Source organism: Paracoccus everestensis (genome assembly GCF_021491915.1).
Taxonomy (GTDB): domain Bacteria; phylum Pseudomonadota; class Alphaproteobacteria; order Rhodobacterales; family Rhodobacteraceae; genus Paracoccus; species Paracoccus everestensis.
This window is the reverse complement of the sequence record NZ_CP090836.1, coordinates 2,587,294-2,612,195: the sequence shown is the minus strand read 5'-3', so window position 1 is coordinate 2,612,195 and position 24,902 is coordinate 2,587,294. Positions and strand designations below refer to the sequence as shown.

Genomic DNA, 24,902 nt, shown 5'->3' with positions numbered 1-24,902 from the left:
GCGGCCCCCAAACGTGGCACAACTCTAGCGCGTAACATCCGGGATGGGAAGCGCACTGGTCGCCTTGATCTCCTCCATCGACAACAGCGCGGTGACGTTGTGGATCTTCACCTCGCCGATCAGCGACTGGTAGAAGCGGTCATAGGCGCGCGCGTTCCTGACCTGCACCTTCAGGATATAGTCGATGTCGCCCGCCAGCCGGTGGGCCTCGATCACCTCGGGGCGTTCGCGAAGCGCCTTGAGGAACCGCGCGGCCCAGGTCTTGTCGTGTTCGCTGGTGCGGATCAGCACGAAGAAGCAGGCCTCCAGCCCCAGGGCCTCGGGGTCCAGGATCGCGACCTGGCGGCGGATCACGCCAGCCTCTCGCAGCTTGCGGATCCGGTTCCAGACGGGGGTCTTGGACGCGCCCACGCGGTCGGCGATCTGGTCCAGCGACAGGCTTGCATCCTCTTGCAGCAGGGACAGGATTTTGCGATCCACCTCGTCCAGCCGGAAATTCGTTTTGGTGGCACCGGCAATCTGTGGAAGCTGTTCTGACATGGGGAACCATCGGGATTGAATGTCCTTATTTTCCCGACCCTATCGTAAAGATCCAGAACAAAATTCTATATTGCTAGGACCTATCGGAAAGGGTCCGTGTCATGAGCAAAGCCTTCACCCCGACTGCCGCGAAACCCGGCGTTATCACCGCAAACGATTTGCGCGAAGGCCATAACGTCTGGATGTGCGAGGATGGCTGGACCGCCGACCCCGCCCACGCGACCCTTTTCGAGGACGAGGCCATCGCCGATCTGGCGCTGCTGAAGGCGGTGGGCCAGTCCAACATCGTCGTCGGCCCCTATCTGGTCGAGGCACGGCGCGGCCCCAATGGTCCCGAACCCGCCCATTTCCGCGAAGCGTTCCGGCAGCGCGGGCCGTCGAATTACTTCCACGGCATCCAGACCCTGAAGCAAGCCAACCTGACCGAGGCCAGCAATGTTTGATGTTCGTCCCGTCGAAACCGACTATGTGCGCCACCGTGCGGCCCAGTTCCGCGCCCAGGTCGAACGTCGCCTGGACGGCAGCCTGACGGAAGACGAATTCCGGCCCCTGCGCCTGATGAACGGCGTTTACCTGCAACTGCACGCCTATATGCTGCGGATCGCCATTCCTTATGGCACGATCTGCCCCGACCAGATGCGGATGCTGGCCCATCTGGCCGAAACCTATGACAAGGGCTATGGCCACTGGACCACGCGGCAGAACATCCAGTTCAACTGGCCCCGGCTGGTGGATATCCCCGATATGCTGGACAAGCTGGCATCCGTCGGGATGCACGCCATCCAGACCAGCGGCAACACGATCCGCAACGTCACGACCGATGCCTTTGCGGGGGCTGCCGCCGACGAATACATCGACCCGCGCCCCTATGCGGAACTGCTGCGCAGCTGGTCCACCGACCACGCGGAATTCCAGTTCCTGCCGCGCAAGTTCAAGATCGCCATTACCGGCGCGGCGCGCGACCGCGCCCTGGTTGCGGCCCATGACATCGGGCTGCGCCTGATCCAGAAGGACGGCCAGACGGGCTTCGAGGTCTGGGTCGGCGGCGGTCTGGGCCGCACGCCCATGCTGGGCAAGGTGATCCGCGACTTCCTGCCCGAGGCCGACCTGCTGGCCTATATCGAGGCGATCATCGCGACCTACAACCTGTCGGGACGCCGCGACAACAAGTACAAGGCCCGCATCAAGATCACCGTCCACGAACGCGGCCTGGATGTCTTCAAGGCCGAGGTCGAGGAGGAGTTCCAGAACCGCCGCCGCGACTTCCACGGCGCCGACCGCGAGGCGCTGGCGATCTTCCGCGACCGCTTTGCCGCCCCCGCTTTCCGCAATGCCGGAACCGAGGGTTACGAGGCCGAGCGTGCGAAGAACGGCGCCTTTCGCAGCTGGACGGACACCAACCTGCATGCCCACAAGAGTCCCGGCTATGCCAGCGTGATCGTGACCTTCAAAACGCATGGCGAAACGCCGGGCGACGCCGGTGCGGACCAGATGCGCCTGCTGGCCGATCTGGCGGAACAGTATGGCCATGCCGACCTGCGCATCAGCCACGACCAGAACGTCGTGCTGCCCCATGTCCACAAATCGGACCTGCCCGCCGTTTACTCCGCCTTGCAAAAGGCCGGGCTGGCGGTGGCGAATGCCGGTCTGACCAGCGATATCATCGCCTGCCCGGGCATGGACTACTGCACGCTGGCCACCGCCCGCTCGATCCCCATCGCCCAGGACATCGCCACCCATTTCAAGGACAATGGCCTGGAAGACGAGATCGGCAAGCTGAACATCCGCATCTCGGGCTGCATCAATGCCTGCGGGCATCACCATCTGGGCCATATCGGCATCCTAGGGCTGGACCGGGCAGGGGTGGAAAACTATCAGATCACGCTGGGCGGCGATGGTTACGACATCCCGGCCCTCGGCGAGCGTGCCGGCGCGGGCTTCCCGATCGAGGAGGTCGTCCCGGCCATCGACCGCCTGATGCGCGCTTATCTGGACCTTCGCACCGACGCATCCGAACGCTTTATCGACGCCTATCGCCGGCTTGGTCCGGCCCCGTTCAAGGCCGCGCTCTATCCCGAGCCTGCCCATGCTTGATGACAGCCTGGACAGCCGCGCCGCGCGGTTGAACGACCGATACCGGCACCATGCCGCGACCGAGGTTCTGCGCCGCGCCGTATCCGACCCGGACCTGGGCCGGGTGGCCCTTGTGTCGTCCTTCGGGGCGGAATCGGTGGTGCTGCTGCACATGGTCAGCCGGGTGGCGCCGGGCCTGCCGGTGCTGTTCATCGACACGCAGATGCTGTTTCCCGAAACGCTGGAATACCAACGCGACGTGTCGGCCAGGCTGGGCCTGACCAATGTGCAGGTGATACGCGCCGATCCGGCGCAGGTCGCGCGACAGGATCCCGACGGGACGCTGCACCAGTTCGACGCCAATGCTTGCTGCGATCTGCGCAAGACCGTGCCGCTGGAAGGCGCGCTGTCGGGCTATGACGCTTGGATCACGGGCCGCAAGCGGTTCCAGAACAGCGACCGCGCGGCACTCGAATTCTTCGAACCCGAGCAGCCCTTGCGCCTGCGCATCAACCCGCTGGCCCATTGGCGCAGCGAAGATGTCCAGGAATACATGATCGAGAACAACCTGCCGCGTCATCCGCTGGTGGCCCGCGGCTATCCGTCCATCGGCTGCGCGCCCTGCACGTCCCCCGTGAAGCCGGGCGAGGATCCGCGCGCAGGGCGGTGGCGGGGCAGCGACAAGTCCGAATGCGGCATCCACTTCATTGGCGGCAAGATCGTCCGCGGAAAGGTTCCGGCATGACCGAACGGTTGAACAGCGAACGCGTGATCGCGCGCGACGACGGCTTTCACCCCCTGGTGGACGAGGCCGAGGAAACCCTTGCCCCCGATACGCCGCTGGCCGACCTGGCCCAGCATCTGGACCGCGACCTGATCGCCATCGAGTTCCCGTCCTTTACCGATGGGCGCGGCTTTTCGCTGGCCCGCCGTTTGCGTGAACTGGGCTTCAAGGGCCGCCTTCGCGCCTCGGGCCGCTTGATTGCGGATCAATACGCCATGGCCCGCCGCGTGGGCTTTGACGAGGTCGAGGTGGCACCCGACATCGCCGCCCGCCAGCCGCAGGACCAGTGGATCGCCCGGACCGACTGGAAGGCCTTCGACCACCGCGCCCATCTGGCGGGCTGAAGGGGTTTCGCCCCGCCGCCCCATCGACTAGAACAAGCAGGACTTCCCATGACCCTGGACATTCCCGTGGCCGACGCTGCCCCCAAGACCGTTTCCAAGACGCTTCCCGACGCCCAGACGGTGACGGCGGTCAGGCATTGGACGGACAGCCTGTTCTCGTTCCGGGTGACGCGGCCCGCCAGCCTGCGATTCCGGTCGGGCGAATTCGTGATGATCGGGCTGCTGGGCGACAACGGCAAGCCGTTGCTGCGCGCTTATTCCATCGCCAGCCCCAACTGGGACGAGGAACTGGAATTCTATTCGATCAAGGTGCCGGACGGGCCGCTGACCTCGAAGCTGCAGCACATCAAGCCGGGGGACGAGATCATCCTGCGCCCCAAGCCCGTGGGCACGCTGGTGCTGGACGCGCTGCTGCCCGGCAAGCGGCTGTGGTTCCTGGCGACCGGCACCGGCATCGCGCCTTTCGCCAGCCTGATGCGCGACCCCGAGACCTTCGAGCGGTACGAACAGGTCGTGATGATGCACACCTGCCGCACGGCGGAGGAACTGTCCTATGGCCGCGAACTGGTGGAAAACCTGAAGCACGATCCCCTGCTGGGCGAGATTTACGGCGAGGATTTCGCCAGCCGGCTGATCTATTACCCCACCACCACGCGGGAGGCTTCGCCCCGGATGGGCCGGATCACCGACAACCTGACCTCGGGCAAGGTGTTCGCGGATCTGGGCCTGCCGCCGATCAGCCTGGAAACCGACCGCGCCATGGTCTGCGGCAGCCTTGCCTTCAACGTCGACGTAAAGGCGGTGCTGGAAGGCTTTGGCCTGCGCGAAGGGGCCAATTCGGATCCCAAGGAATTCGTCGTCGAAAAGGCCTTCGTGGGCGACGGCGTCTAGATCACATCCCAAAACAGCACAAAGGGCGCGGCATCGACTGCGCCTTTTTTCATGGGTTCTTTCCGCCGATCACCCAGCGGTCACGCTGATGTTTGGAACCCGTGTCTTCATCCGCCGGTTAGATCCTCAACAGATGAATCCGTTCCAGGGAAGGGAATTGCCATGCGCTGCATGATCCACAACACCACCGCCATCGTGGCCTGCCTGTCGCTGCTGGTGCCGCCAATGGCCCAGGCCCAGGGCGCGCCGGCCGAGGGGGAACAGCCGCCCGTTCCGCCTGCCCAGGAACAGCCTGCCGAAACCCAAGCCGAACCGGCGGCTGAAGCCCCTGCCGAGCCTGCGCCGGACGCCGCCGAAGCCCCTGTCGAGGAACCTGCCCCCGAAGCAGCCGAACCTCCGGTAGAGGAACCGCAGCCCGCCCCGGAGCCGACCGAGGCGCCTGCCGAACCAGAAGCGCCCGCCCCGGTCAAGGACGCCCCCGAACCTGCGCCTGAGCCGCAGGCCAAACCGGCAGAGGCTGCCGAACCCGCCGCTGCGCCAGAGCCGCAGGAAGCCGCACAAGAGGCCGAGCCGGAGGAGGCCCAGGAACAGCCTGAATCCGCCGAACGCCCGGCCCCGGCCGAACGTGAACAACAGGAAGAACGGCCCGTGCAGGCCGAACGCCCTGCCGATCAGGAAGGCAAGTCGCAGCGCGCGCAAGACCGTGCCGAACGGCAGGCCGAGCAAGAGCAGTCAACGGCCGAGGGCCAGGCCGAACGCCCGGTCGAGGCTGCCCGCGAACAGAGCGGGGAACGCCCTGCCGCAGCCGATGCGGCCCGGCAGCAAGACGAGGAACGCCCAGCCGAGGCCGCCGCTGCCCGCGAACAGCAAGCCGACCGTCCCGAACCGGCCCCGGCAGATGCCGATGCCCCGCAGACAGAAGGCGGCGACCCACTGGGTGAGGCGCTCCAGGCTGAACAGCAGGGCGAACAGCCGGCGCCTGAGGCCGAGAATGAACCCGCCCAAGCCGAGACCGAGATGGATGCGGCACCCGCCACGCCCGACGAGGATACGTTGCGTGACGCCTTGGCCCGCGAACAGGCGGAACCTGAATCCCCCCCCAGCGAGCAGGCGGCAGGCCAGCCTGCCAAGGCAGCACCCGAGGCCGCGCCCGAAGTGGATGCGGCCCCGACTGAAGGCGCCCAGCAGGCCGCCGAGGAAACCGGTGGCTCTACGGCCGCCGCCCTGGATGACGACCAGGAAGGCGAGATCGTCGAACAGGAGATCACCGAGGAAAACAGCCGCTCCTCGTCCGAGGATTTTGCGACCAGCCTGCGCGACGCCCTGGCCCCGCAAGGGGAACAGCCTGCCGCCCGCGAGGAGGATGACGACGACAACAACGACTTGGCCAAGGCCCTGCTGCTGGGCCTGGGCGCGGTTGCGGTCGGAAGCTATCTGAACAACAACCGCCAGGTCGCGCTGAGTGCTCCCGACCGGGTCGTGGTGACCCGCGCCGACGGCAGCCAGGAGGTGATCAAGGACGAGGTCGCCCTGCTGCGCCAGCCCGGATCCACCGTGGCGACCGAGAACTTCGATGACGGATCGTCGCGCACCGTCGTGACCCGCGCCGATGGCAGCCGCGTCGTGACCATCCGCGATGCCGATCTGCGCGTGCTGCGCCGCACGCTAGTTTCCCCCGACGGCACCCAGACCCGCCTGATCGACGACACGGCCGAGGTCGAACCCGTCGATCTGTCCACCCTGCCGGCCCCCGCGCCGGTCACGGCCACCGGCGTGTCCCAGGACGAGGCGGCCTTGCGCGAAGCCTTGCAACGGCAAGTGAATGTCGACCGCCGTTTCACGCTTGGCCAGGTGCGGTCCATTCCCCAGGTTCGCGCCCTGGTCCCGCCGGTCACGATCGACGCCATCACCTTTGACACCGGATCGGCGGCGATCTCTCCTGACCAGGCCAAGCAGCTGTCGACATTGGGCAGCGTGATCCAGGACGCTGTTGCGCAGAACCCGCAGGAGATGTTCCTGATCGAAGGCCATACCGATACAGTCGGCGCCGATGCGGCAAATCTGGCGCTGTCCGACCGCCGCGCGGAATCGGTGGCCCTGGCACTGTCCGAGTATTTCCAGGTGCCGCCCGAGAACCTTGTCGTGCAAGGCTATGGCGAACAATTCCTGCAGGTTCGCCAGGAAGGCGATGTGCGTGAAAACCGCCGCGCTGCGGTCCGGCGGATCACCGATCTGCTGCAAACGGCGCAGGCACGATAATAAGGAAAGGCCCCGGTCATTGCCGGAGCCTTTTTTCTGACGCCTAAAGGTGGCGGGGAAATTCGATCTTGGGGCATCGGTCCTGAATGACCGTGATGCCCCTGGCCTCGGCCCGTGCTGCTGCGGCATCGTTGCGAATGCCCAGTTGCAACCAGATCGACTTCAGGTCGGGAAGATGGGCCAGGGCCTCGTCTACGATGGGGCCGACGGCCTCGGATCTGCGGAAAACGTCCACCATCTGCACATGGGCCGACTTCGGGATATCGGACAGGCCGGCATAGACCGTTTCCCCCAAGATCATACCGCCAGCCTGACCGGGATTCACGGGAATGACACGATACCCGTTCGCCTGCAGGAAACGGGCCACCCCCCAGCTGGGCCGTGCCTCATTGGGCGACAGTCCTACAACCGCAATCACTTTTATGCTGCGGACAATCCGCGCAATATCTTCGTCGTCCTTGAAATCGACTTCCATGACGGGTCTCCCCTCCTCGTCCAAAAGTTGTAGGCACCATTACATATAAAAGGCGCCCGGTCCAGATTGCTGGCCGGGCGCAAGTCGCGGAACGAGGGACAGTGATCTGAACATGACGGTTCCAAGTCATGTTCCACAGTGTAAATAGGCAACACCCCCCAAAAGTTCCAGCGATGTCGCAATTTCGTGATGAAAATCCGCTAAAAAAGCGTCAGGGTTTCCAGCGCTCTCGGGCCCGGGACAGAACCTCGCGCGGCGCTTGCTGCAGCTTGCGGACTGCCCTGTTCGATCCCACAAGATATAGGCGGTTTTCGATAATGACGAAGTGGTGCGGATCACCGGCCACCCGTCGCCCTTCGGACAGCGCAACCGGGCAAAGCCCGCCAAACGCCGGGGCGAAGCTGCGCGGATCGGCCTCGAAGCGGTTGCGGTTTTCCTCGGTCGCGAAATGCCAGACCTTGCCCTTCCACAGCGTCGAAATGTCGCCCCTTCCCGGAATGGGCCGCCCGCTTTCCAGAAAGCCCACCGCATCGAATCCGTCGATGGCCCAGTCCTGGGCCATGACCGGCAGGGCAGGTGCCAAGGTCAGCATCAGCGAGAGAAGCAGCGTTTTCATGGATCAGGCAATTTCCCGGCGGCAGGATGCCTCATTGGCAGCACCCGCCGCGATTCTCAACGCCGGCGCGCGGATTGTCGCGGGGATGTGATCCCTAGGCCATGCTGGCCGCATAGAGCGCCACCGCCGCCGCGTTCGACACGTTCAGCGATCCGAAATCGGCCGCAAAGGGAATGCGCGCGACGTGATCGCAGCTTTTCATGGTCAGATCGCGCATTCCCGGCCCTTCGGCCCCCAGGACCAGGCAGATTGCGCGGCTTGGCAGGCCTTCCAGCAGGTCGGGCAGGGGGGCATCGCCGGTCCCGTCCAGCCCGATCAGGATAAAGCCCATGCCCTTCAGTTGCGACAGCGCCTCGGCAAGGTTGGGCACGCGCAGATAAGGCTGGCGTTCCAGCGCGCCCGAGGCGGTCTTGGCAAGCGCGCCGGTTTCGGGGGCGGAATGGCGGGCGGGGGCGATGACGGCGCGGGCGCCGAACACCTCGGCCGACCGCAGGATGGCGCCGATGTTGTGGGGATCGGTCACCCGGTCCAGGGCCACCAGCAGCGGCCGCCGTTCGCCGGGCGCCTGGCGCAGCACCACGTCGCTGAGGCCGCCCCATTTCAGCGGACGCACCTCCAACGCGGCGCCCTGGTGGACGCTGTCGGGGGCCAGGGGCACGGCCTTGCCGAAGACCCGGGGGTCGGTGATCTCGGGTTCCATCCCGTGCAGGTCGCCCAGGCGGTCCACCGCGTTGGGGGTCACCACCAGCCGCAGCTTTTCGCGCGCGGGATTGGCAAGCGCGTCGCGCACCGCGTGCAGGCCGAACAGCCACACGGTTTCCGCGGCCCCCGCGCGGCGGGCACGTTCCTTGTCGATCACCCAGGTGGGTTTCTTGGGCTTTCCCGGTCGATCACTCATGCGCAGGGTCCTTTCGGCTGGCCCCCTTCATCGCGCGTCCTGCGGCCCTTGCGCAAGGCCCGGAAATCCGCTTGACGCCCCGTGCCCCGCCCGCTAATGACCCCCCACGCCGACTGGCTCGGCGGGCGACGTGCTGCAAGGTGCGGCAGCGGACTGTAACTCCGCCGGGGAGACCCACGCCTGGTTCGATTCCAGGGTCGCCCACCATTCCCCCCATCTTGACGCCATTGTTCCCATGCGATTGTCTGGCCGCATTGCGGGGGCCATGCATTGCAGATCGACGATTTCATCCATCGCTGGCAAAAATCCGGCGGCAGCGAACGCGCCAATTTCCAGCAATTCGCCATCGAGCTGACGCAGCTTCTGGGCGTCGATGCGCCCAAGCCCGCCACGGCGGACGGGCAAAGCGACGATTTCCGTTTCGAACGGCCCGTGACCTTCATCCATACCGGCACGCAGTCGCGGGGTGTCATCGACCTGTATCGCCGCCATTCTTTCGTGATGGAGGGCAAGCAGGGCACCGGCGCCAGCCCCGCCGACCAGTTGACCCTGCTGCCCGATGCCCCCACGCAAAGGCAGGGCCACGGCCTGCGGGGGACGCGCCGCTGGGACGACAGCATGCTGCGCGCCCGTGGACAGGCCGACAGCTATGCCCGTGCCGTGGCGTGAGAGGACGGCTGGCCGCCCTTTCTGCTGATCGTGGACGTGGGCCACGTGATCGAGGTTCATGCGGATTTTCGGCCAAGGGCAGGGCTATACCCAGTTCCCCGATGGCAACCGTTATCGCATCACGCTGGACGACCTGCGCTGCGACAAGACCCGTGACCGGCTGCGGCTGATCTGGACCGATCCGGCCAGCCTGGATCCCGCGCGGGTCAGCGCCGATGTGACGCGCAAGGTGGCAGGGCACCTGGCGGAACTGGGCCGGTCCTTCGAATCCGAGGGCCATCAGCCCGACACGGTGGCCCGGTTCCTGATGCGCGCCCTGTTCACCATGTTCGCCGAGGATGTGCAGCTGATCCCCGACGGCGCCTTCTCGAAACTGCTCGGCGACCGGCGGGGCAATCCCGAACACGCGGCGCCCATGCTGCAAAGCCTGTGGGCCACGATGAATGCGGGCGGGTTTTCCCCGGCGCTGTCCTGCGACCTGAAACGCTTCAACGGCGGGCTGTTCCGGGACGCGACCGCGCTTCCCCTGAACGAGATCCAGTTGTCCCTGCTGATCCAGGCCGCGTCCCACAACTGGCGCGAGGTCGAACCCGCCATCTTCGGCACCCTTCTGGAACGCGCCCTGGACAAGCGCCAGCGGCACAAGCTGGGCGCGCATTACACGCCCCGCGCCTATGTCGAGCGGCTGGTGAATCCCACGGTGATCGAGCCCCTGCGCGCGGAATGGCGCGACATCCAGGCCGCCGCCTTGACGCTGGCCGGCCAGGACAGGCTGGCGGACGCCCGCGCGACCGTGCGCGATTACCACCAGCGGCTGTGCAACGTCACCGTGCTGGATCCGGCCTGCGGGTCGGGCAATTTCCTGTATGTCGCGCTGGAACTGATGAAGCGCCTGGAAGGCGAGGTGATCGTCCTGCTGCGCGACCTGGGCGAGGATCAAGGTGCCCTGGCCCTGACCGGCCACACCGTCGATCCGCACCAGTTCCTGGGGATCGAGGTGAACCCCTGGGCTGCCGCCGTGGCCGAGCTGGTGCTGTGGATCGGCTATCTGCAATGGCATTTCCGCACCTATGGCAACGCCAGCCATTCCGACCCGATCCTCAAGGACTTTCGCAACATCGAAAACCGCGACGCCGTGCTGGACTGGGACGGCACCCAGGCCCGGCTGGACACGGCGGGGGCGCCGGTGACGCGGTGGGACGGGGCGACGACCATCACCCATCCGGTGACGGGCGAGGCCGTGCCCGATCCGGCGGCGCGGGTGGCGGTGATGGATTACACCAATCCCCGGCCCGCCACATGGCCGCAGGCGGATTTCATCGTCGGCAACCCGCCCTTCATCGGGGCCAGCCGGATGCGCGACGCCCTGGGCGACGGCTATACCGAGGCGCTGCGCCGCGCTTATCCCCGGATGCCCGAAAGCGCGGATTTCGTGATGTTCTGGTGGGACAAGGCAGCATTGGCCCTGCGCGGGGGCAAGACCCGGCGGCTGGGGCTGATCACCACCAATTCCCTGCGCCAGACCTTCAACCGGCAAGTGCTGGAACCGCATCTGAACGACCCCAAGAAACCCTTGTCGCTGGCCTTCGCCATTCCCGACCACCCTTGGGTCGATGCGGGCGACGGGGCGGCAGTGCGCATCGCCATGACCGTGGCCGAGGCGGGATCGGCGCCGGGCCGCCTGTTCACCGTCGCATCCGAGGCGAAGGGCAATGAGCGGGCCGAGGGCCGCGACGTGGTCCTGTCCGGTCAGGTGGGGAAGATCTTTTCCAACCTGCGGATCGGCGCGGATGTGGCGGGGGCCAAGGCGCTGAAGGCGAATGGAATGATAGGAGGGCGTGGCGCACAGCTTATGGGGCAGGGCTTTTTAGTAACCAAAGCAGAAGCTGCATCATTGAAAAGCGGCGACCCGATCGCAAACCGCAAACACCTCAAACCTTATCTTAATGGACGCGATCTAACATCAAACTCACGACAGCTATGGGCGATAGATTTCTTCAATCTTTCAGAACAAGAAGCGCGAGGACGCTATCCTGCCGCATTCCAGGTTGTCCTAGACCGCGTCAAGCCAGAAAGGCAGCAGAACAATCGTGAAAGCTACAGAAGACGCTGGTGGCAATTTGGCGAAAACGTTGTTGCTGTCCGAGATGCAGTTGATGGGCTAAATCGATATATCGCGACAGTTTACACCGCAAAGCACCGCATATTCTCTTTTGTTTCAAGCCCTACGCTTGTTGACGCAACGATAAATGTTATTGGCACTGACGACGCCGCCCTGCTCTCTGTCCTCTCCAGCCGCATCCATGTCGTCTGGGCCTTGGCCGCAGGAGGGCGGCTCGGGTATGGCAACGACCCACGCTATAACAAGTCTCGCTGCTTCGACCCCTTCCCCTTCCCCGATCCGACCGAGGCGCAGAAAACCCGGCTCCGCGCCCTGGGCGAGGAACTCGACGCCAATCGGAAGGCGCAGCAGGCCGCGCATCTCCGGCTGACCCTGACCGGGATGTATAACGTGCTGGAAAAGCTGCGCGCGGGCGAACGCATCGAAGACCGCGACAAAGAGATCTATGACGCGGGCCTTGTGGGCATCCTGCGCGACATCCACGACCGCATCGACGCCGCCGTGGCCGACGCCTATGGCTGGCCCGTGGACCTGTCCGACGACGACGTGCTGCACCGTCTGGTCGATCTGAACCGCGCCCGCGCGGCCGAGGAGGCCTCGGGCCATGTCCGCTGGCTGCGCCCCGAATACCAGAACCCCGCGGGCCAGGCCGCCGCCCCCAAGGGCCGCCAATCCGAACTGGACATGGACGCGGCGGCCGATACCGCCGACAAGGCGCTGTGGCCCAAGACCCTGCCCGAACAGATCGCCGCCGTCCGTGCCGCCCTGTCCGACCTGGGCGATGCCACCCCCGACCAGGTCGCCCGCCACTTCAGGCGCGCCCGCGCCGCCACCGTCCAGCCGCTTCTGGACAGCCTTGCAGCGCTTGGCCAGGCCAGGACGCTGGGCCAGGGGCGTTACGCGATATAGGCGTTGGTGACCCCGACAGGACTTGAACCTGTAACCTGCCCCTTAGGAGGGGGCTGCTCTATCCAGTTGAGCCACGGGGCCGCCTTTGCCCTTGTGACCGCAGACGCGGCATTTGGCAAGGTTGTCGCGGGGTCGAACGGGCGCTAACATCGGGCAAAGACCTGATCCTCCGGTGCCCGATGAACGTCCCCAGACCCCGCCGACCCCTGACCCTGCGCGATGTATCCGAGGCATCGGGCGTGTCAGAGATGACCGTCAGCCGGGTTCTGCGCAACCGGGGCGACGTGTCGGCGGCCACTCGCGAAAAGGTGCTGACGGCCGCCAAGACGCTGGGATATGTCCCCAACAAGATCGCGGGCGGCCTGGCCAGCCAGCGGGTGAACCTGGTCGCCGTGGTGATCCCGTCGCTGTCGAACCTGGTCTTTCCCGACGTGCTGGGCGGGGTTTCCGCGGAACTGGACGACACCGGCCTGCAACCGGTGATCGGCGTCACCAACTATTCCCCCGCGCGCGAGGAGATGGTGCTGTATGACATGCTGTCCTGGCGCCCGTCCGGCGTGATCCTGGCGGGCCTGGAACACAGCAAGGCATCGCGCGCCATGCTGGAAAATTCCGGGATACCCGTGGTGGAGATCATGGACGTGGACGGCGAGGGCATCGACACCATCGTCGGCATTTCCCACCGCCGGGCGGGCCGGGAAATGGCCGCGCGGATCCTGACCGCCGGTTATCGCCGCATCGGCTTTGTCGGCACCCATATGCCCGAGGATCACCGCGCCCGCAAACGCCTGGCGGGATTCGAGGAAGGCCTGACCGATGCGGGCGTGACGCTGGAAGCGCGCGAATATTACCAGGGCGGATCGTCGCTGCTGAAGGGGCGTGAATTGACCGAACGCATCCTGACCCGCGCGCCGGATCTGGATTTCCTGTATTTCTCGAACGACATGATCGGGGCAGGGGGGCTGCTGCATTGCCTGGACAAGGGCTATGACATTCCGGGCCGGATCGGGCTTGCCGGGTTCAACGGCGTCGATCTGCTGGACGGGCTGCCGGTGCGGCTGGCCACGACCGATGCGCGCCGGGTCGATATCGGGCGGCGCGCGGCCCGGCTGGTCGCGGGCAAGGACACCATCCCCGAGGATCGCATCGTCGCGCTGACGCCGACCTTTCTGCCGGGCGATACGATCCGCCATGCGTGACGCTTGTGACAGGCGCGGGGCATGATTAAATCTGCGGTCATGCATATTCCCTATCTTGACTGTTTCATGACCAAGGGCCCCCGGGTGTCGGTGGTCCGCCTGCACGGTGCCATCGGCATGGCCGGGCGCGGCGGTTCGCTGTCGGACGCGGCCCTTGCCCCGGTGATCGAGCGCGCCTTTCGCAAGGGCAAGCCGGTGGCCGTGGCGCTGTCCATCAACTCGCCCGGCGGATCGCCGGTGCAGTCGTCGCTGATCGCCGCCCGGATCCGGCGACTGGCGGACGAGACGAAGACCCCCGTCCATGCCTTTGTCGAGGATGTGGCGGCATCCGGCGGATACTGGCTGGCCTGCGCGGGCGACCGGATCTGGGCCGACGAAAGCTCGATCCTGGGGTCGATCGGCGTGATCTCGGCCGGGTTCGGGTTCCAGGATCTGATTGCCCGATGGGGGATCGAGCGGCGCGTGCATACCGCTGGCCGGTCGAAATCCACGCTGGACCCGTTCCGCCCCGAACGCCCCGAGGATGTCGAACGCCTGCACAACGTGCTGGAGCCGATCCACCAGGCCTTCAAGGACCACGTGACCGCGCGGCGTGGCGAGCGTCTGGCCACGGACCGCGACCTGTTCACCGGCGAATTCTGGGCCGGCCGGCAATCGGTCGATCTGGGGCTGGCGGACGGCATCGGCCATCTGGTGCCGCAGATGAAGGCGCTTTACGGCGACAAGACACGCTTTGTCGTCCATGCCCCGCGCCAGTCGCTGTTCCGCAGGCTGGGCCTGTCGGCAGGCACCGTGCTGGACGCAGCCCAGGAACGCGCCGCATTCGCCCGCTTTGGTGCCGGGGGATGAGCGTTCGGATCGTCATCATCTTCCTGCTGGTGATGGTCGCCTTGGCGCTGCTGCGCGGCCCGGCCTTCCGCCGTGGCATCCGGCGGATCCTGGGCATCCCGCCGTCCCGCCGCAGGCCGCGCGACTAGGGCGCGTCAGGTTGTCCCCGCGCAGGTAAGATTCGTTAAGCAAGGGTCTGAAACTGCGCAAGTTTCGCCAACTGGCAGGGGAAGGATTAAGTTTCTCCATGAAAACAATGGTCTGAGTATCTGCCCAAAATAAAGGCAAAGTCACCGTTTTGTAACGATTGCTGGTCAGGACGGCCCTGCCTCACAGGACTCTCACAGAGTTATCCACAATGGCGGTGGACAGCTTTGCCCTTGTAATCACACCCCGGAACTTGCAGCCCGTGACGGGAATCACCTATCTGACAAATATGACACAAGGCACCACTCCCAAGACCGGCCACGCGCTGATCCAGGACTATCTGCGGCAACTGGACCGCAGCCCCGGCGTCTACCGGATGCTGGATGCCCAGGGCGGCGTTCTGTATGTCGGCAAGGCGCGGGATCTGCGGGCGCGGGTGTCGAACTATGCCCGGCCGTCGGGCCATTCGGCGCGCATCGCGCGGATGATCCGCGAAACCTGTTCGATGATGTTCCTGACCACGCGCACCGAAACCGAGGCGCTGCTGCTGGAACAGAACCTCATCAAGCAGCTCAAGCCGCGCTACAACGTGCTGTTGCGCGATGACAAGTCCTTCCCGAACATCCTGGTCGCGAAATCCCATGCTTATCCCCAGATCAAGAAGCATCGCGGGGCCAAGTCGGAAAAGGGCGACTATTACGGCCCCTTTGCCAGCGCGGGGGCAGTGAACCGGACGCTGACGCAGTTGCAGCGCGTCTTCCTGCTGCGCAACTGCACCGACGCGACATTCGAATCGCGCACCCGCCCCTGCCTGCTGTTCCAGATCAAGCGGTGCAGCGCGCCCTGCGTGGGCCGGATCAGCGCCGATGATTACGGCGCCCTGGTGTCGGATGCCGAACGCTTCCTGCAGGGCAAGACCACCGTGATCCAGGCGAACCTGGCCCGCGACATGGCCGAGGCGGCCGAGAACATGGAATACGAACGGGCCGCTGCCCTGCGCGACCGGATCAAGGCGCTGACCGCCGTCCAGTCCGTGCAGGCTATCAACCCCAAGCGCGTGGCCGAGGCCGACATCGTCGCCCTGCATATGGAAAGCGGCCAGGCCTGCGTTCAGGTCTTCTTCATCCGCGGTAACCAGAGCTGGGGCAACCGCGACTTCTATCCCCGGCTGGGCGGCGTTGAATCCCCTGCCGAGGTCATGCAGGCCTTCCTGCTGCAATTCTATGACGACAAGCCACCGCCCCGGATGATCCTGCTGTCGCACGTCCCGGACGAGCCTGACCTGACGCAGCAGGTGCTGTCCGAACGCGCCCACCGCCGCATTGTCGTGGGCGTCCCGCAGCGGGGCGAGAAGTTCGAGCTTGTGGAAAACGCCCTGCGCAATGCCCGCGAAAGCCTGGCCCGCCGTATGTCCGAAAGCGCCACCCAACTGCGCCTGCTGGACGGCGTGGGCGAGGCCTTCGACCTGCCCGCCGCCCCTCGCCGGATCGAGGTTTACGACAACAGCCACATCATGGGCACCAATGCCGTGGGCGGCATGATCGTGGCCGGGCCGGAAGGCTATATCAAAAGCCAGTACCGCAAGTTCAACATCAAGGGGACCGAGATCACTCCGGGCGACGACTTTGGCATGATGAAGGAAATGCTGGGCCGCCGCTTTGTCCGCCTGCTGAAGGAAGACCCCGACCGCCAGACCGAATCCTGGCCCGACCTGCTGCTGATCGACGGCGGCGCGGGGCAGGTGTCGGCCGTGGACGGCATCCTGGCCGAACTGGGGGTCGAGGATATTCCGGTCGTCGGCGTCGCCAAGGGCATCGACCGCGACCAGGGCAAGGAGGAATTTCACCGCCCCGGCCGGGCGCCCTTTGCCCTGCGCATGAACGACCCGGTCCTGTATTTCATCCAGCGTCTGCGCGACGAGGCGCATCGTTGGGCCATCGGCACCCATCGCGCCAAGCGCGCCAAGGCGGTCATGGCCAACCCCCTGGACGAGATCGCAGGCATCGGCGCATCCCGCAAGCGCGCCTTGCTTCAGCATTTCGGCAGCGCCAAGGCGGTCAGCCGCGCGGGCCTGGCCGATCTGCAAGCAGTCGAGGGAATCTCGGCCGCCATGGCGCAAAAAGTCCATGACCATTTCAACGCGCGGGGCTGACAGCGGCCCGTTTCCGCCCTGTCCCAATGGAATGATGTCCCAAATTGTCGCAGCCAAAGGGAACAACAATCGCCGCAAAAATCAGGCCCGCGACTAAAGTGCCGTTAGGTCAACGGCTTGCAGCGGCATTCAGGACGACGCGAATCCCGCCTCCTGCAGCGCAATGTCTTGCGGTATCATGGCACCGCATGGTTGGGCGTGGATCACGTTATGGTTGCCCCGCTCAACCTGGGAAAGAGGCTATCATGACTCATTTGCCCGCATCTGGCATCGTTGCCCCCCGGTTCCTGCCCGCCGGCCTGCCCAAGGCCGCACGGGGGGACGAATACAAACCCCATCTGACGGAACTGACAGGCACGGTGACCGACAATTACAGCAGCGGCAGCGATCCGGTGCTGTGCGTCAGCGATGCCGAGGGCCGCAACTGGACGGTGGAACTGGCAAGCCGCGCCCGCAACGCCCAGATCGGCCTGACGGACGCCGCCGCGATGCCCGGCGATCCCATCAGGATCATCGGACACCGCACCCGCCGTTTTGGCGAACAGCGCATCAAGGCGGTGCACCTGACCATTGCCAGCCGCGCCTTTGCGCTGATCGAAGGCGCGCTCGGCTGACCTTTGGCGCGGCGCATTTCGGTGCGCCGCCCCTTTCCAAGTCCGGCGCCACGGACTAGCTTGCCCGTTATGCGCTGGACCGTCCCCAATATCCTGACCCTTCTTCGGCTGATCGCGGCGCCCGCCGTGCCGCTGATGTTTCTGTATTTCAGCCGGCCCTTTGCCGACTGGGCAGCCCTGGCGCTGTTCATGATCGCGGCGGTGACCGACTGGATCGACGGCTATCTGGCGCGAAGCTGGCAGCAGGAAAGCCGCTTCGGCGCGGCCATGGATCCCATCGCCGACAAGGCCATGGTGGTGATCGCCATCGTGGTCATCACCGGCTATTCCGGCATGAACCCCTGGCTGATCCTGCCCGCCACCCTGATCCTGTTCCGAGAGGTCTTCGTGTCCGGCTTGCGCGAATTCCTGGGATCGAACGCGCGCCTGCTGAAGGTGACAAAGCTGGCGAAATGGAAGACCACCACGCAGATGGTCGCCATCTCGGTCCTGTTCCTGGGCACGGGGCTGGCCTATGTCGAACATGGCCGCCCGCCGCGCGTAGGGGAAACGAACCTGCCCTGGTCGTCGTCCTGGGCGGATCTGGCGACGCAGGTGGGGCTGCTGCTGATCTGGATCGCCGCGATCCTGACGGCCTGGACGGGCTGGGATTATTTCGTCAAGGCGCGCCCTTACCTGCGCGAACCCGGCCATGACGCTTGATGTCCTGTATTTCGCCTGGCTGCGTGAACGCATCGGCCAGCCCCGCGAACGGATTGAAACCGACGCCGCCACCGTCCGCGACCTGATCGCCGAGCTTGCTGCCCGCGACGACTGGCACGCCGCCGCATTCGCCGATCTTGCCGCCGTGCGCTGCGCCGTGGACCAGCAGCTTGCCGACCTGGACGCACCCCTTGCGGGTGCCCGAGAGGTCGCGTTCTTCCCGCCCATGACCGGAGGCTGAGGCCGATGTCGGCCCGCGTCCAGACCGCCCCCTTTGACCTTGCCGCCGAACTGGCGGGCTTTGGCGCGGGCGCGGGGGCCATTGTCACCTTCACGGGGGTGGTGCGCGACGACACCGGAAACATGGCCGCGCTGGAGATCGAGCATTATCCCGGCATGACCGAACGCGCGCTGTCCGATTACGGCAGCGAAGCCGCCATCCGTTTCGCCCTGTCCGACTGGCGCATCATCCACCGCCATGGACGTCTCGCCGTGGGGGAACCGATCATGATGGTCGCCACCGCCGCCCGTCACCGCCAGGCCGCCTTCCAAGCCGCCGATTACCTGATGGACTGGCTGAAATCCCGTGCGCCCTTCTGGAAGCGCGAAATCGGCCATGATGGTGCCGTTCGCTGGGTCGATGCCAAGACCAGCGACGAAGACGCCTTGTCGCGATGGTAGGCCCCTTGGTCCGGCCCGAATTGCGTGCATGGACCGCCCGCTGGTCCGAAGCCCTTGTGGCGGTCGCAATCCTGCTGGCCGGATCGTGGCTGGCGCTGCGCGGCGGCTGGTTCTTCGCGGCCCTTGGCGCCATTGCCGTGGTGGTCGGATTGTCGCTGCTGATCGGGGCGCTTCGCAGAATGCCCTTTCGCCGCCGCATCGACGCCCCCGGCCTGGTCGAAGTGGACGAGGGCGCCATCCGATATTTTGGCGCGTCGGTCCTGGGCGGCGAAATCGCCCTGCGCGATCTGGTCGAAATCCGCCTGTTGCGGCTCAAGGGCCGGGGCCATTGGCGGCTGCGCAGCGCCAGCGGGGAGGCCCTGCTGGTGCCCGTTGATGCCGCCGGATCGGACGCCCTGGCCGATGCCTTTACCGCGTTGCCGGATCTCGACATGGGCGCGGTGTCCGCCGCCTTGGCCCATGTTGCGGACCAGCCGGACGCCGTGCGCACCGTTTGGCGGAGACCGGGTTGAGGCGGGTTGACTTGGCCCGCGCCGCGCGCCACCTGTGACCGTCGCAACTTCTCGAAAGGCCTCGCCTCATGTCGATACCACAACAGGGCGGAGGCCCGATCGAAAGCCGCTACCAGCTGGCCGCCTATATCGCCAGCGGCGAAAAGCCGCGCGAGGATTGGCGCATCGGGACCGAGCATGAAAAGTTCGGCTATGACAAGGCGAACCTGTTGCCGCTGCCGTATGAGGGAACCTGTTCGATCCATGCGATGCTGGCGGGCCTTCAGGAACGCTTTGGCTGGGCACCGGTCATGGAACAGGACAAGCTGATCGGCCTGGAACGCAACGGCGCCAACATCAGCCTGGAACCGGGCGGGCAGTTGGAACTGTCGGGCGCGCCGCTGGAAACCATCCACCAGACCTGCGACGAGGTGAACGGGCATCTGGCCGAGGTGAAAGAGATCGCCGACCGCATCGGCGCGGGCTTCATCGGCCTGGGCGCAGCCCCGATCTGGGGCCAGGACCAGATGCCGATGATGCCCAAGGGCCGCTATCGGCTGATGACCGACTACATGGATCGGGTCGGCACCCTGGGCAAGCAGATGATGTACCGGACCTGCACCGTGCAGGTGAACCTGGATTTCGGCAGCGAAGCCGACATGGTCCAGAAGATGCGCGTGGCGTTGTCGCTGCAACCTGTCGCCAATGCGCTGTTCGCCAATTCGCCCTTCCTCGACGGCAAGCCCAACGGCTGGAAAAGCTGGCGCGCCCATATCTGGCAGAACCTGGACGGGGCACGCACGGGAATGCTGCCCTTTGTGTTCCGCGATGGGTTCGGATACGACGCCTGGGTGGATTACGTCCTGAACGTGCCGATGTATTTCGTGTATCGCGACGGGAAATACATCGACGCCCTGGGCCAGTCGTTCCGCGATTTCCTGGACGGCCGCCTGCCCGCCCTGCCGGGCGAGGTGCCCACGCTGTCGGACTGGGCCGACCACATGACCACGGTTTTCCCCGAGGCACGGGTCAAGAAATACATCGAGATGCGCGGTGCCGATGGCGGCCCCTGGCGGCGTCTTTGCGCGCTTCCCGCCCTGTGGGTCGGGCTGATCTATGATCAGGAGGCGCTTGATGCCGCCTGGGATCTGGTCAAGGGATGGGACGACGATACACGCGAGGCCTGGCGGCGAGAGGCCGGGATCCACGCGCTTGATGCGCAGGTGAACGGCGTCAGGATGCATGACCTGGCCCGGCAGGTGGTCGAGATCGCCGAAGGGGGCCTGAAGAACCGCGCCCGCGCGGGCGCAGGCGGCCTGGTCCCGGACGAGACGCATTTCCTGAACGCCATCAAGGAAAGCCTAGACAGCGGCAAGGTCATGGCCGACGAGTTGCTGGACAAATACCACGGCGAATGGGGTGGCGACCTGACCCCGATCTATGGCGAATATTCGTATTGATGGTGCGCGGCGCCCGGGGGCTTTGCTGCATCCCTGCGCTCCGACCGTAAGGATTGGTGATGCGAATTCCCTCATCCTGCAGGTGGATGGGATCATCGGCGCGTCGTAATCTTCGGGTCGGGATGGACGGTGTGATCCATCTCGGCCTTGGCCATTTGTAAGCACCAGCCGACGCACCCGATCCGTCCTTCGGGTGACGCACGACAATATGACCCGTCCCTGTCTTGCGGCAAAGGCGCGCCGGTGGCAGTGCCGGTGCCAGGTAATCGTAAAGGGACGGGGCGATGAAGGCGGATGCGATGGTGTGGGTGCAGCGGATCGTGGGCGCGGTCTTTGTCACGGGGGTCGTGGCCCTGATCGGGGCCATTGTCACCCAGGTCGGCCAGGCCGAGGGGCTGCCGCCTTTGCCGATCTTCGTGGGCATCCTGGGTGTCGTGGTGCTGATCCTGCTGGCGGGGGGGTGCCTGGCGCTGATTTCGCTGGCGATATCCGCGCGGCGCGGGGCCGATGCGCTGCGCCGCATGGCGGGATCGGGTGCGGCAGCCCCCGCCCCGGCGCGGGTGTTCAGCCAGGCGCCCCTGCGCGAGGTCGTGGCAGAGCCGCAGCCTGAACCCGTTCCCGTCCGTCCGACGCGCCCCGTGGGCCGGACCCTGGTGGCCGAACGCTAGCTTTTTTTCCCGATCCGGGGTTCGGATCCGTCCAGCAGGCGGGCGATGTTCGGACGGTGGCGGACAAAGATCAGCACCGCCATGAACAGGCTGACGGCCGTCAGATCCGTGCGGCCCAGCCCCCACGCAAAGACCGGCGACAGGGCCGCGGCCAGCAGAGCCGACAGGCTGCTGATCCGGCTGACGACCGCCGTCAGCAGCCACACCCCGCAGGCGATCAACCCCAGCGGCCAGTGCAGCGCGATCAGCGTGCCCAGGAAGGTCGCGACCCCCTTGCCGCCCTTGAAGCCCAGCCAGACGGGAAAGCAATGGCCCAGAAAGGCCGCGCCCCCGGCCAGCATCGCCGCCATGTCGCCGCCAAGATGGCGCGCGATCAGCACGGCGATGGCGCCCTTGCCCGAATCCAGTAGCAGTGTCGCCAGGGCGGCAGGCTTGTTGCCGGTGCGCAGCACGTTGGTCGCGCCGATATTGCCCGACCCGATCTTGCGCAGGTCGCCCAGTCCCAGGGCGCGCGCGATGACCATTCCGAAAGGAATTGAACCTAGCAGATAGCCGAAGGCGGTCCACAGGATCAGGGTCATGCCTTGTCTCCGAACACGCGGCGGCCTGCGACCCAGGTGCCGATCACCCGGCCCTCCATCCGCGCGCCGTCGAAAGGGGTGTTCTTCGATTTGGACAGCAGGGTAAACCGGTCCAGCACGAAGGGCGCGTCCGGGTCGAACAGGACCAGGTCGGCAGGCGCGCCCACGGTCAGCCGCCCGCCCGGCAGGCCCAGCCGTTTCGCGGGGTTCAGCGACATCGCCCGCCACAGTTGCGGCAAGGACAACCCGCCTTGGTGATAAAGCCGCATCGCCGCAGGCAGCAGCGTCTGCAGGCCCACGGCGCCGGGGGCTGCGGCCTCGAAGGGCAGGCGCTTGGATTCCTCGTCTTGGGGGGTGTGAAAGCTGGCGATGACGTCGATCACGCCCTCGGCCACGGCCTCGACCATGGCCAGACGGTCATCCTCGGATCGCAGGGGCGGGGTGAAGCGGAAGAAGGTGCGGTAATCGCCCACATCGTATTCGTTCAGCGTCAGATGGTGGATGGAAATTCCCGCGGTCACGTCCAGCCCCGCATCCCGCGCCCGGCGCAGGGCGGGCAGGGCGCGGGCGGTGGTGATCTGGTCGGCGTGCCAGCGGCAGCCGGTCATGGCGACCAGGGCCAGGTCGCGGTCCAACCCGATCACCTCGGCCATGGGGGACACGGCCGGGATGCCATAGATCGAGGCGAACTTGCCGCTGGTGGCTGCCGCCCCACGCGAAAGCCCTGCGTCCTGCGGGTGACCCACGATCAGCGCGCCCAGGCCTCGGGCATAGGTCATGCAGCGCGACAGCAGGCGCGTGTCCGCGACCTGCCGCACGCCGTCGGTGAATGCCACGGCGCCCGCATCGGTCAGGAACCCGATCTCGACCATTTCGCGCCCTTCGCGGGCCTTGGTCAGGCTTGCCATGTGGCGGATGTTCACGGGCGCGTCGGCGGCGCGCCGGGTCACGAATTCCAGCGATTCGGGCGTGTCGATGGGCGGCAGGGTGTCAGGGCGCGCGACGATGGTGGTCACGCCCCCGGCGGCGGCGGCAAGGCCCGCGCTGCGGAAGGATTCCTTGTGCCGCTCGCCCGGCTCTCCGATCTTGACGCCCCAGTCGATGATGCCGGGTGCAAGCGCACGGCCGTTGCAGTCGATGACGGTCGCGTCTTCGGGGGCGTCCGCGTCGATGCCTTCGATCATGCCGTCGCGGACCAGCAGGCTGCCCGTGGCATCCGTTTGCGCCTCGGGGTCGATCAGGCGGGCGTTCTGGAAGCAAAGCGTGGTCACAAGGCGGTCTCCGTCCTGCCGGTCTGGCGCGATTGAATGTCCCGGATCATGGTGGCGATCCCGTCAGCGTCCGCGATGCCGATAAAGCCCGCCTCGCGCTGCGGCCTGGGCGGGCGGTTGCCCTGCCACGGCGGATCCACGATGACCGAGCCGGGATCCTCGGGGTGAACCGTCAGGTCCAGATCGGGCGTGATGTCCCACTCCCGAATCGCCTGTCCGTCATGCGCCAGCATCCGCCCGTTGGTCAGCGCGTAACGGCTGCGGCGCAGCCGGGCGATCTGGAGCCGGCGGGGCAGGATCTTGCAGGTCAGCCCGACCGCCAGGGCCACGATGCCGATGCCGCCAAAGCCTGCGACGAAATCCGGCTGCGACCGGCCCAGGAAGGCGATCAGCAAGAACAGCAGGCTGCCCAGCGACAGGATCGTGCCCAGCAGGGACCAGAACCGCACCGGCAGGTCGGGACGCCCTGCGCCGATGGCGCGGCCTTGCCACAAAAGCCGTTCGCCGGGATGCAGCAGGGCGGTCCAGTCCACTTCCTCGGAGGCCTGCGGCATCACACCATCACCCCTGCAGCCGCCCGCCCGCGTTCGGCGCGCAAATTCCGCGCCAGAAGGTCGAGCGCCGCCATGCGGACCGCCACGCCCATCTCCACCTGGTCCTGGATGACGCTGCGGTTGATGTCGTCGGCGATGGTGCCGTCGATTTCCACGCCACGGTTCATGGGGCCGGGATGCATGACGATGGCGTCGGGCGCGGCGCAGGCCAGCTTTTCGGCATCCAGCCCGAAGCGGTGGAAATATTCGCGTTCCGACGGAATGAAGCCGCCGTCCATGCGTTCCTTTTGCAGCCGCAGCATCATCACCACATCGGCGCCGCGCAGCCCGTCGCGCATATCCTCGAACAGCTCGACCCCCATCTCTCCCGCGCCTGCGGGCATCAGGGTGGCGGGGCCGATCAGGCGCAAACGGTTTTCCATCTTGCCCAGCAGCAGCAGGTTCGACCGGGCCACGCGGCTGTTGGCGATATCGCCGCAGATGGCGATGGTCAGGCGGTGCAGCCGCCCCTTGGCCCGGCGGATGGTCAGAGCGTCCAGCAGCGCCTGCGTCGGGTGTTCGTGCCGTCCGTCGCCTGCGTTGATGACGGCGCAGTTGACCTTTTCGGCCAGCAGGTTGACCGCGCCCGACTGGGGGTGGCGCACCACAAGCAGGTCGGGCTGCATGGCGTTCAGCGTCAGGGCGGTGTCGATCAAGGTTTCGCCCTTTTTCACCGACGAATGCGCCACGGCCATGTTCATCACGTCGGCCCCCAGCCGCTTGCCCGCCAGTTCGAAACTGGCCTGGGTGCGGGTCGAGTTCTCGAAGAACATATTGACCTGGGTCATCCCCTCCAGCGCGTCGGCGTGTTTCACCGTGCGGCGGTTCAAGGCGACGTAATCCTCGGCCAGATCCAGAAGGGTGACGATCTCGGGCGGGGACAGGTGGTCGATGCCAAGCAGGTGACGGGCGCGGAAGGTCATGGGCGGCCTTTT

27 protein-coding genes and 2 tRNA genes are annotated in these 24,902 nt (G+C 66.0%); 20 read left to right on the top strand and 9 right to left on the bottom strand.

What is annotated here, in order from left to right; genetic code table 11:
* Nucleotides 1–24: 24 nt before the first annotated feature.
* Nucleotides 25–540: an Lrp/AsnC family transcriptional regulator gene (locus LZ585_RS13015; protein ID WP_234853958.1), complete on the bottom strand. Its 516-nt coding sequence runs from the start codon at nucleotides 538–540 to the stop codon at nucleotides 25–27.
* Nucleotides 541–641: 101 nt separating this feature from the next.
* Between LZ585_RS13015 and LZ585_RS13010 the strand changes: the two genes are divergently transcribed.
* The 6 genes from LZ585_RS13010 (at nucleotide 642) to LZ585_RS12985 (ending at nucleotide 6,891) form a co-directional block, all read left to right on the top strand.
* Complete coding sequence (locus LZ585_RS13010) at nucleotides 642–983, top strand: DUF2849 domain-containing protein (RefSeq protein ID WP_234853957.1); 342 nt, start codon at nucleotides 642–644, stop codon at nucleotides 981–983.
* Entirely contained in the window at nucleotides 976–2,634 is a 1,659-nt protein-coding gene (locus LZ585_RS13005) for a nitrite/sulfite reductase (RefSeq protein ID WP_234853956.1), read from the top strand. The genes LZ585_RS13010 and LZ585_RS13005 overlap by 8 nt, the downstream gene beginning before the upstream one ends.
* Entirely contained in the window at nucleotides 2,627–3,358 is a 732-nt protein-coding gene (locus tag LZ585_RS13000; protein WP_234853955.1) for a phosphoadenylyl-sulfate reductase, read from the top strand. Before LZ585_RS13005 ends, LZ585_RS13000 begins: the two co-directional genes overlap by 8 nt.
* Nucleotides 3,355–3,741, top strand: a complete 387-nt coding sequence (locus LZ585_RS12995) for a DUF934 domain-containing protein (protein WP_234853954.1) — start codon at nucleotides 3,355–3,357, stop codon at nucleotides 3,739–3,741. Before LZ585_RS13000 ends, LZ585_RS12995 begins: the two co-directional genes overlap by 4 nt.
* A 48-nt stretch (nucleotides 3,742–3,789) precedes the next feature.
* Entirely contained in the window at nucleotides 3,790–4,632 is an 843-nt protein-coding gene (locus LZ585_RS12990) for a ferredoxin--NADP reductase (protein ID WP_234853953.1), read from the top strand.
* Nucleotides 4,633–4,794: 162 nt separating this feature from the next.
* A complete protein-coding gene (locus LZ585_RS12985; RefSeq protein WP_234853952.1) occupies nucleotides 4,795–6,891 on the top strand; it encodes an OmpA family protein in 2,097 nt (698 codons plus the stop codon).
* A gap of 43 nt (nucleotides 6,892–6,934) precedes the next feature.
* Here the strand turns inward: LZ585_RS12985 and LZ585_RS12980 are convergent, their stop codons facing one another.
* From LZ585_RS12980 to LZ585_RS12970, 3 genes are all read right to left on the bottom strand, one after another.
* A complete protein-coding gene (locus LZ585_RS12980; protein WP_234853951.1) occupies nucleotides 6,935–7,366 on the bottom strand; it encodes a CoA-binding protein in 432 nt (143 codons plus the stop codon).
* A 211-nt stretch (nucleotides 7,367–7,577) separates the two neighbouring features.
* Entirely contained in the window at nucleotides 7,578–7,982 is a 405-nt protein-coding gene (locus LZ585_RS12975; protein ID WP_234853950.1) for a YHS domain-containing (seleno)protein, read from the bottom strand.
* A gap of 94 nt (nucleotides 7,983–8,076) precedes the next feature.
* Nucleotides 8,077–8,880, bottom strand: a complete 804-nt coding sequence (locus tag LZ585_RS12970) for a TrmH family RNA methyltransferase (protein WP_234853949.1) — start codon at nucleotides 8,878–8,880, stop codon at nucleotides 8,077–8,079.
* A gap of 123 nt (nucleotides 8,881–9,003) precedes the next feature.
* Here LZ585_RS12970 and LZ585_RS12965 point away from each other — a divergent pair.
* The 3 genes from LZ585_RS12965 (at nucleotide 9,004) to LZ585_RS12955 (ending at nucleotide 12,580) form a co-directional block, all read left to right on the top strand.
* Nucleotides 9,004–9,087 (top strand) — tRNA-Tyr (locus LZ585_RS12965).
* A gap of 63 nt (nucleotides 9,088–9,150) precedes the next feature.
* Nucleotides 9,151–9,549, top strand: a complete 399-nt coding sequence (locus tag LZ585_RS12960; protein ID WP_234853948.1) for a type IIL restriction-modification enzyme MmeI — start codon at nucleotides 9,151–9,153, stop codon at nucleotides 9,547–9,549.
* A 58-nt stretch (nucleotides 9,550–9,607) separates the two neighbouring features.
* Nucleotides 9,608–12,580, top strand: a complete 2,973-nt coding sequence (locus tag LZ585_RS12955; protein WP_234853947.1) for a class I SAM-dependent DNA methyltransferase — start codon at nucleotides 9,608–9,610, stop codon at nucleotides 12,578–12,580.
* A gap of 4 nt (nucleotides 12,581–12,584) precedes the next feature.
* Here LZ585_RS12955 and LZ585_RS12950 read toward each other — a convergent pair.
* Nucleotides 12,585–12,661, bottom strand: a tRNA-Arg gene (locus LZ585_RS12950).
* A 98-nt stretch (nucleotides 12,662–12,759) separates the two neighbouring features.
* On the opposite strand from LZ585_RS12950, the gene LZ585_RS12945 reads away from it, so the two are divergent.
* The 11 genes from LZ585_RS12945 (at nucleotide 12,760) to LZ585_RS12900 (ending at nucleotide 21,522) form a co-directional block, all read left to right on the top strand.
* Nucleotides 12,760–13,779 carry a LacI family DNA-binding transcriptional regulator gene (locus LZ585_RS12945; protein WP_234853946.1) on the top strand — a complete coding sequence of 340 codons (1,020 nt, stop codon included), beginning with the start codon at nucleotides 12,760–12,762 and terminating at the stop codon, nucleotides 13,777–13,779.
* Nucleotides 13,780–13,845: 66 nt separating this feature from the next.
* Nucleotides 13,846–14,628, top strand: a complete 783-nt coding sequence (locus LZ585_RS12940) for a S49 family peptidase (RefSeq protein WP_315857609.1) — start codon at nucleotides 13,846–13,848, stop codon at nucleotides 14,626–14,628.
* A complete protein-coding gene (locus LZ585_RS14870; RefSeq protein WP_256445626.1) occupies nucleotides 14,625–14,756 on the top strand; it encodes a hypothetical protein in 132 nt (43 codons plus the stop codon). Before LZ585_RS12940 ends, LZ585_RS14870 begins: the two co-directional genes overlap by 4 nt.
* Before the next feature lie 287 nt (nucleotides 14,757–15,043).
* Nucleotides 15,044–16,906 (top strand): excinuclease ABC subunit UvrC, encoded by a 1,863-nt coding sequence (uvrC, locus tag LZ585_RS12935; RefSeq protein WP_234853945.1) that lies wholly within the window; start codon nucleotides 15,044–15,046, stop codon nucleotides 16,904–16,906.
* A 245-nt stretch (nucleotides 16,907–17,151) separates the two neighbouring features.
* On the top strand, nucleotides 17,152–17,520 hold the full coding sequence (locus tag LZ585_RS12930) for a hypothetical protein (RefSeq protein ID WP_234853944.1): 369 nt from the start codon (nucleotides 17,152–17,154) through the stop codon (nucleotides 17,518–17,520).
* Between the two features lie 69 nt (nucleotides 17,521–17,589).
* Nucleotides 17,590–18,222, top strand: a complete 633-nt coding sequence (pgsA, locus tag LZ585_RS12925; protein ID WP_234853943.1) for a CDP-diacylglycerol--glycerol-3-phosphate 3-phosphatidyltransferase — start codon at nucleotides 17,590–17,592, stop codon at nucleotides 18,220–18,222.
* Nucleotides 18,212–18,463 (top strand): molybdopterin converting factor subunit 1, encoded by a 252-nt coding sequence (gene moaD / locus LZ585_RS12920; protein WP_234853942.1) that lies wholly within the window; start codon nucleotides 18,212–18,214, stop codon nucleotides 18,461–18,463. The genes pgsA and moaD overlap by 11 nt, the downstream gene beginning before the upstream one ends.
* Before the next feature lie 5 nt (nucleotides 18,464–18,468).
* Complete coding sequence (locus LZ585_RS12915; protein WP_234853941.1) at nucleotides 18,469–18,903, top strand: molybdenum cofactor biosynthesis protein MoaE; 435 nt, start codon at nucleotides 18,469–18,471, stop codon at nucleotides 18,901–18,903.
* Nucleotides 18,897–19,415: a hypothetical protein gene (locus tag LZ585_RS12910; RefSeq protein WP_234853940.1), complete on the top strand. Its 519-nt coding sequence runs from the start codon at nucleotides 18,897–18,899 to the stop codon at nucleotides 19,413–19,415. The genes LZ585_RS12915 and LZ585_RS12910 overlap by 7 nt, the downstream gene beginning before the upstream one ends.
* Before the next feature lie 68 nt (nucleotides 19,416–19,483).
* A complete protein-coding gene (locus tag LZ585_RS12905; protein ID WP_234853939.1) occupies nucleotides 19,484–20,854 on the top strand; it encodes a glutamate--cysteine ligase in 1,371 nt (456 codons plus the stop codon).
* Nucleotides 20,855–21,138: 284 nt separating this feature from the next.
* On the top strand, nucleotides 21,139–21,522 hold the full coding sequence (locus tag LZ585_RS12900; protein WP_234853938.1) for a hypothetical protein: 384 nt from the start codon (nucleotides 21,139–21,141) through the stop codon (nucleotides 21,520–21,522).
* Here the strand turns inward: LZ585_RS12900 and plsY are convergent.
* Genes plsY through LZ585_RS12880 form a run of 4 tightly spaced genes read right to left on the bottom strand, consistent with a single transcriptional unit; the run spans nucleotide 21,519 to nucleotide 24,890 of the window.
* Nucleotides 21,519–22,103, bottom strand: a complete 585-nt coding sequence (gene plsY, locus LZ585_RS12895; protein WP_234853937.1) for a glycerol-3-phosphate 1-O-acyltransferase PlsY — start codon at nucleotides 22,101–22,103, stop codon at nucleotides 21,519–21,521. The genes LZ585_RS12900 and plsY overlap by 4 nt on opposite strands.
* Nucleotides 22,100–23,374, bottom strand: a complete 1,275-nt coding sequence (pyrC, locus tag LZ585_RS12890) for a dihydroorotase (RefSeq protein ID WP_234853936.1) — start codon at nucleotides 23,372–23,374, stop codon at nucleotides 22,100–22,102. Before pyrC ends, plsY begins: the two co-directional genes overlap by 4 nt.
* Complete coding sequence (locus LZ585_RS12885; RefSeq protein ID WP_234853935.1) at nucleotides 23,371–23,928, bottom strand: hypothetical protein; 558 nt, start codon at nucleotides 23,926–23,928, stop codon at nucleotides 23,371–23,373. Before LZ585_RS12885 ends, pyrC begins: the two co-directional genes overlap by 4 nt.
* On the bottom strand, nucleotides 23,928–24,890 hold the full coding sequence (locus tag LZ585_RS12880; RefSeq protein WP_234853934.1) for an aspartate carbamoyltransferase catalytic subunit: 963 nt from the start codon (nucleotides 24,888–24,890) through the stop codon (nucleotides 23,928–23,930). The genes LZ585_RS12885 and LZ585_RS12880 overlap by 1 nt, the downstream gene beginning before the upstream one ends.
* Between the last annotated feature and the right edge of the window lie 12 nt (nucleotides 24,891–24,902).

Excerpts from the sequence above, each read along its gene's own strand:
- LZ585_RS13015 (WP_234853958.1), bottom strand. The coding sequence starts at position 540 with ATGTCAGAACAGCTTCCACAGATTGCCGGTGCCACCAAAACGAATTTC.
- LZ585_RS13010 (WP_234853957.1), top strand. The coding sequence starts at position 642 with ATGAGCAAAGCCTTCACCCCGACTGCCGCGAAACCCGGCGTTATCACC.
- LZ585_RS13005 (WP_234853956.1), top strand. The coding sequence starts at position 976 with ATGTTTGATGTTCGTCCCGTCGAAACCGACTATGTGCGCCACCGTGCG.
- LZ585_RS13000 (WP_234853955.1), top strand. The coding sequence starts at position 2,627 with ATGCTTGATGACAGCCTGGACAGCCGCGCCGCGCGGTTGAACGACCGA.
- LZ585_RS12995 (WP_234853954.1), top strand. The coding sequence starts at position 3,355 with ATGACCGAACGGTTGAACAGCGAACGCGTGATCGCGCGCGACGACGGC.
- LZ585_RS12990 (WP_234853953.1), top strand. The coding sequence starts at position 3,790 with ATGACCCTGGACATTCCCGTGGCCGACGCTGCCCCCAAGACCGTTTCC.
- LZ585_RS12985 (WP_234853952.1), top strand. The coding sequence starts at position 4,795 with ATGCGCTGCATGATCCACAACACCACCGCCATCGTGGCCTGCCTGTCG.
- LZ585_RS12980 (WP_234853951.1), bottom strand. The coding sequence starts at position 7,366 with ATGGAAGTCGATTTCAAGGACGACGAAGATATTGCGCGGATTGTCCGC.
- LZ585_RS12975 (WP_234853950.1), bottom strand. The coding sequence starts at position 7,982 with ATGAAAACGCTGCTTCTCTCGCTGATGCTGACCTTGGCACCTGCCCTG.
- LZ585_RS12970 (WP_234853949.1), bottom strand. The coding sequence starts at position 8,880 with ATGAGTGATCGACCGGGAAAGCCCAAGAAACCCACCTGGGTGATCGAC.
- LZ585_RS12955 (WP_234853947.1), top strand. The coding sequence starts at position 9,608 with ATGCGGATTTTCGGCCAAGGGCAGGGCTATACCCAGTTCCCCGATGGC.
- LZ585_RS12945 (WP_234853946.1), top strand. The coding sequence starts at position 12,760 with ATGAACGTCCCCAGACCCCGCCGACCCCTGACCCTGCGCGATGTATCC.
- LZ585_RS12940 (WP_315857609.1), top strand. The coding sequence starts at position 13,846 with ATGACCAAGGGCCCCCGGGTGTCGGTGGTCCGCCTGCACGGTGCCATC.
- LZ585_RS14870 (WP_256445626.1), top strand. The coding sequence starts at position 14,625 with ATGAGCGTTCGGATCGTCATCATCTTCCTGCTGGTGATGGTCGCCTTG.
- uvrC (WP_234853945.1), top strand. The coding sequence starts at position 15,044 with ATGACACAAGGCACCACTCCCAAGACCGGCCACGCGCTGATCCAGGAC.
- LZ585_RS12930 (WP_234853944.1), top strand. The coding sequence starts at position 17,152 with ATGACTCATTTGCCCGCATCTGGCATCGTTGCCCCCCGGTTCCTGCCC.
- pgsA (WP_234853943.1), top strand. The coding sequence starts at position 17,590 with ATGCGCTGGACCGTCCCCAATATCCTGACCCTTCTTCGGCTGATCGCG.
- moaD (WP_234853942.1), top strand. The coding sequence starts at position 18,212 with ATGACGCTTGATGTCCTGTATTTCGCCTGGCTGCGTGAACGCATCGGC.
- LZ585_RS12915 (WP_234853941.1), top strand. The coding sequence starts at position 18,469 with ATGTCGGCCCGCGTCCAGACCGCCCCCTTTGACCTTGCCGCCGAACTG.
- LZ585_RS12910 (WP_234853940.1), top strand. The coding sequence starts at position 18,897 with ATGGTAGGCCCCTTGGTCCGGCCCGAATTGCGTGCATGGACCGCCCGC.
- LZ585_RS12905 (WP_234853939.1), top strand. The coding sequence starts at position 19,484 with ATGTCGATACCACAACAGGGCGGAGGCCCGATCGAAAGCCGCTACCAG.
- LZ585_RS12900 (WP_234853938.1), top strand. The coding sequence starts at position 21,139 with ATGAAGGCGGATGCGATGGTGTGGGTGCAGCGGATCGTGGGCGCGGTC.
- plsY (WP_234853937.1), bottom strand. The coding sequence starts at position 22,103 with ATGACCCTGATCCTGTGGACCGCCTTCGGCTATCTGCTAGGTTCAATT.
- LZ585_RS12885 (WP_234853935.1), bottom strand. The coding sequence starts at position 23,928 with ATGCCGCAGGCCTCCGAGGAAGTGGACTGGACCGCCCTGCTGCATCCC.
- LZ585_RS12880 (WP_234853934.1), bottom strand. The coding sequence starts at position 24,890 with ATGACCTTCCGCGCCCGTCACCTGCTTGGCATCGACCACCTGTCCCCG.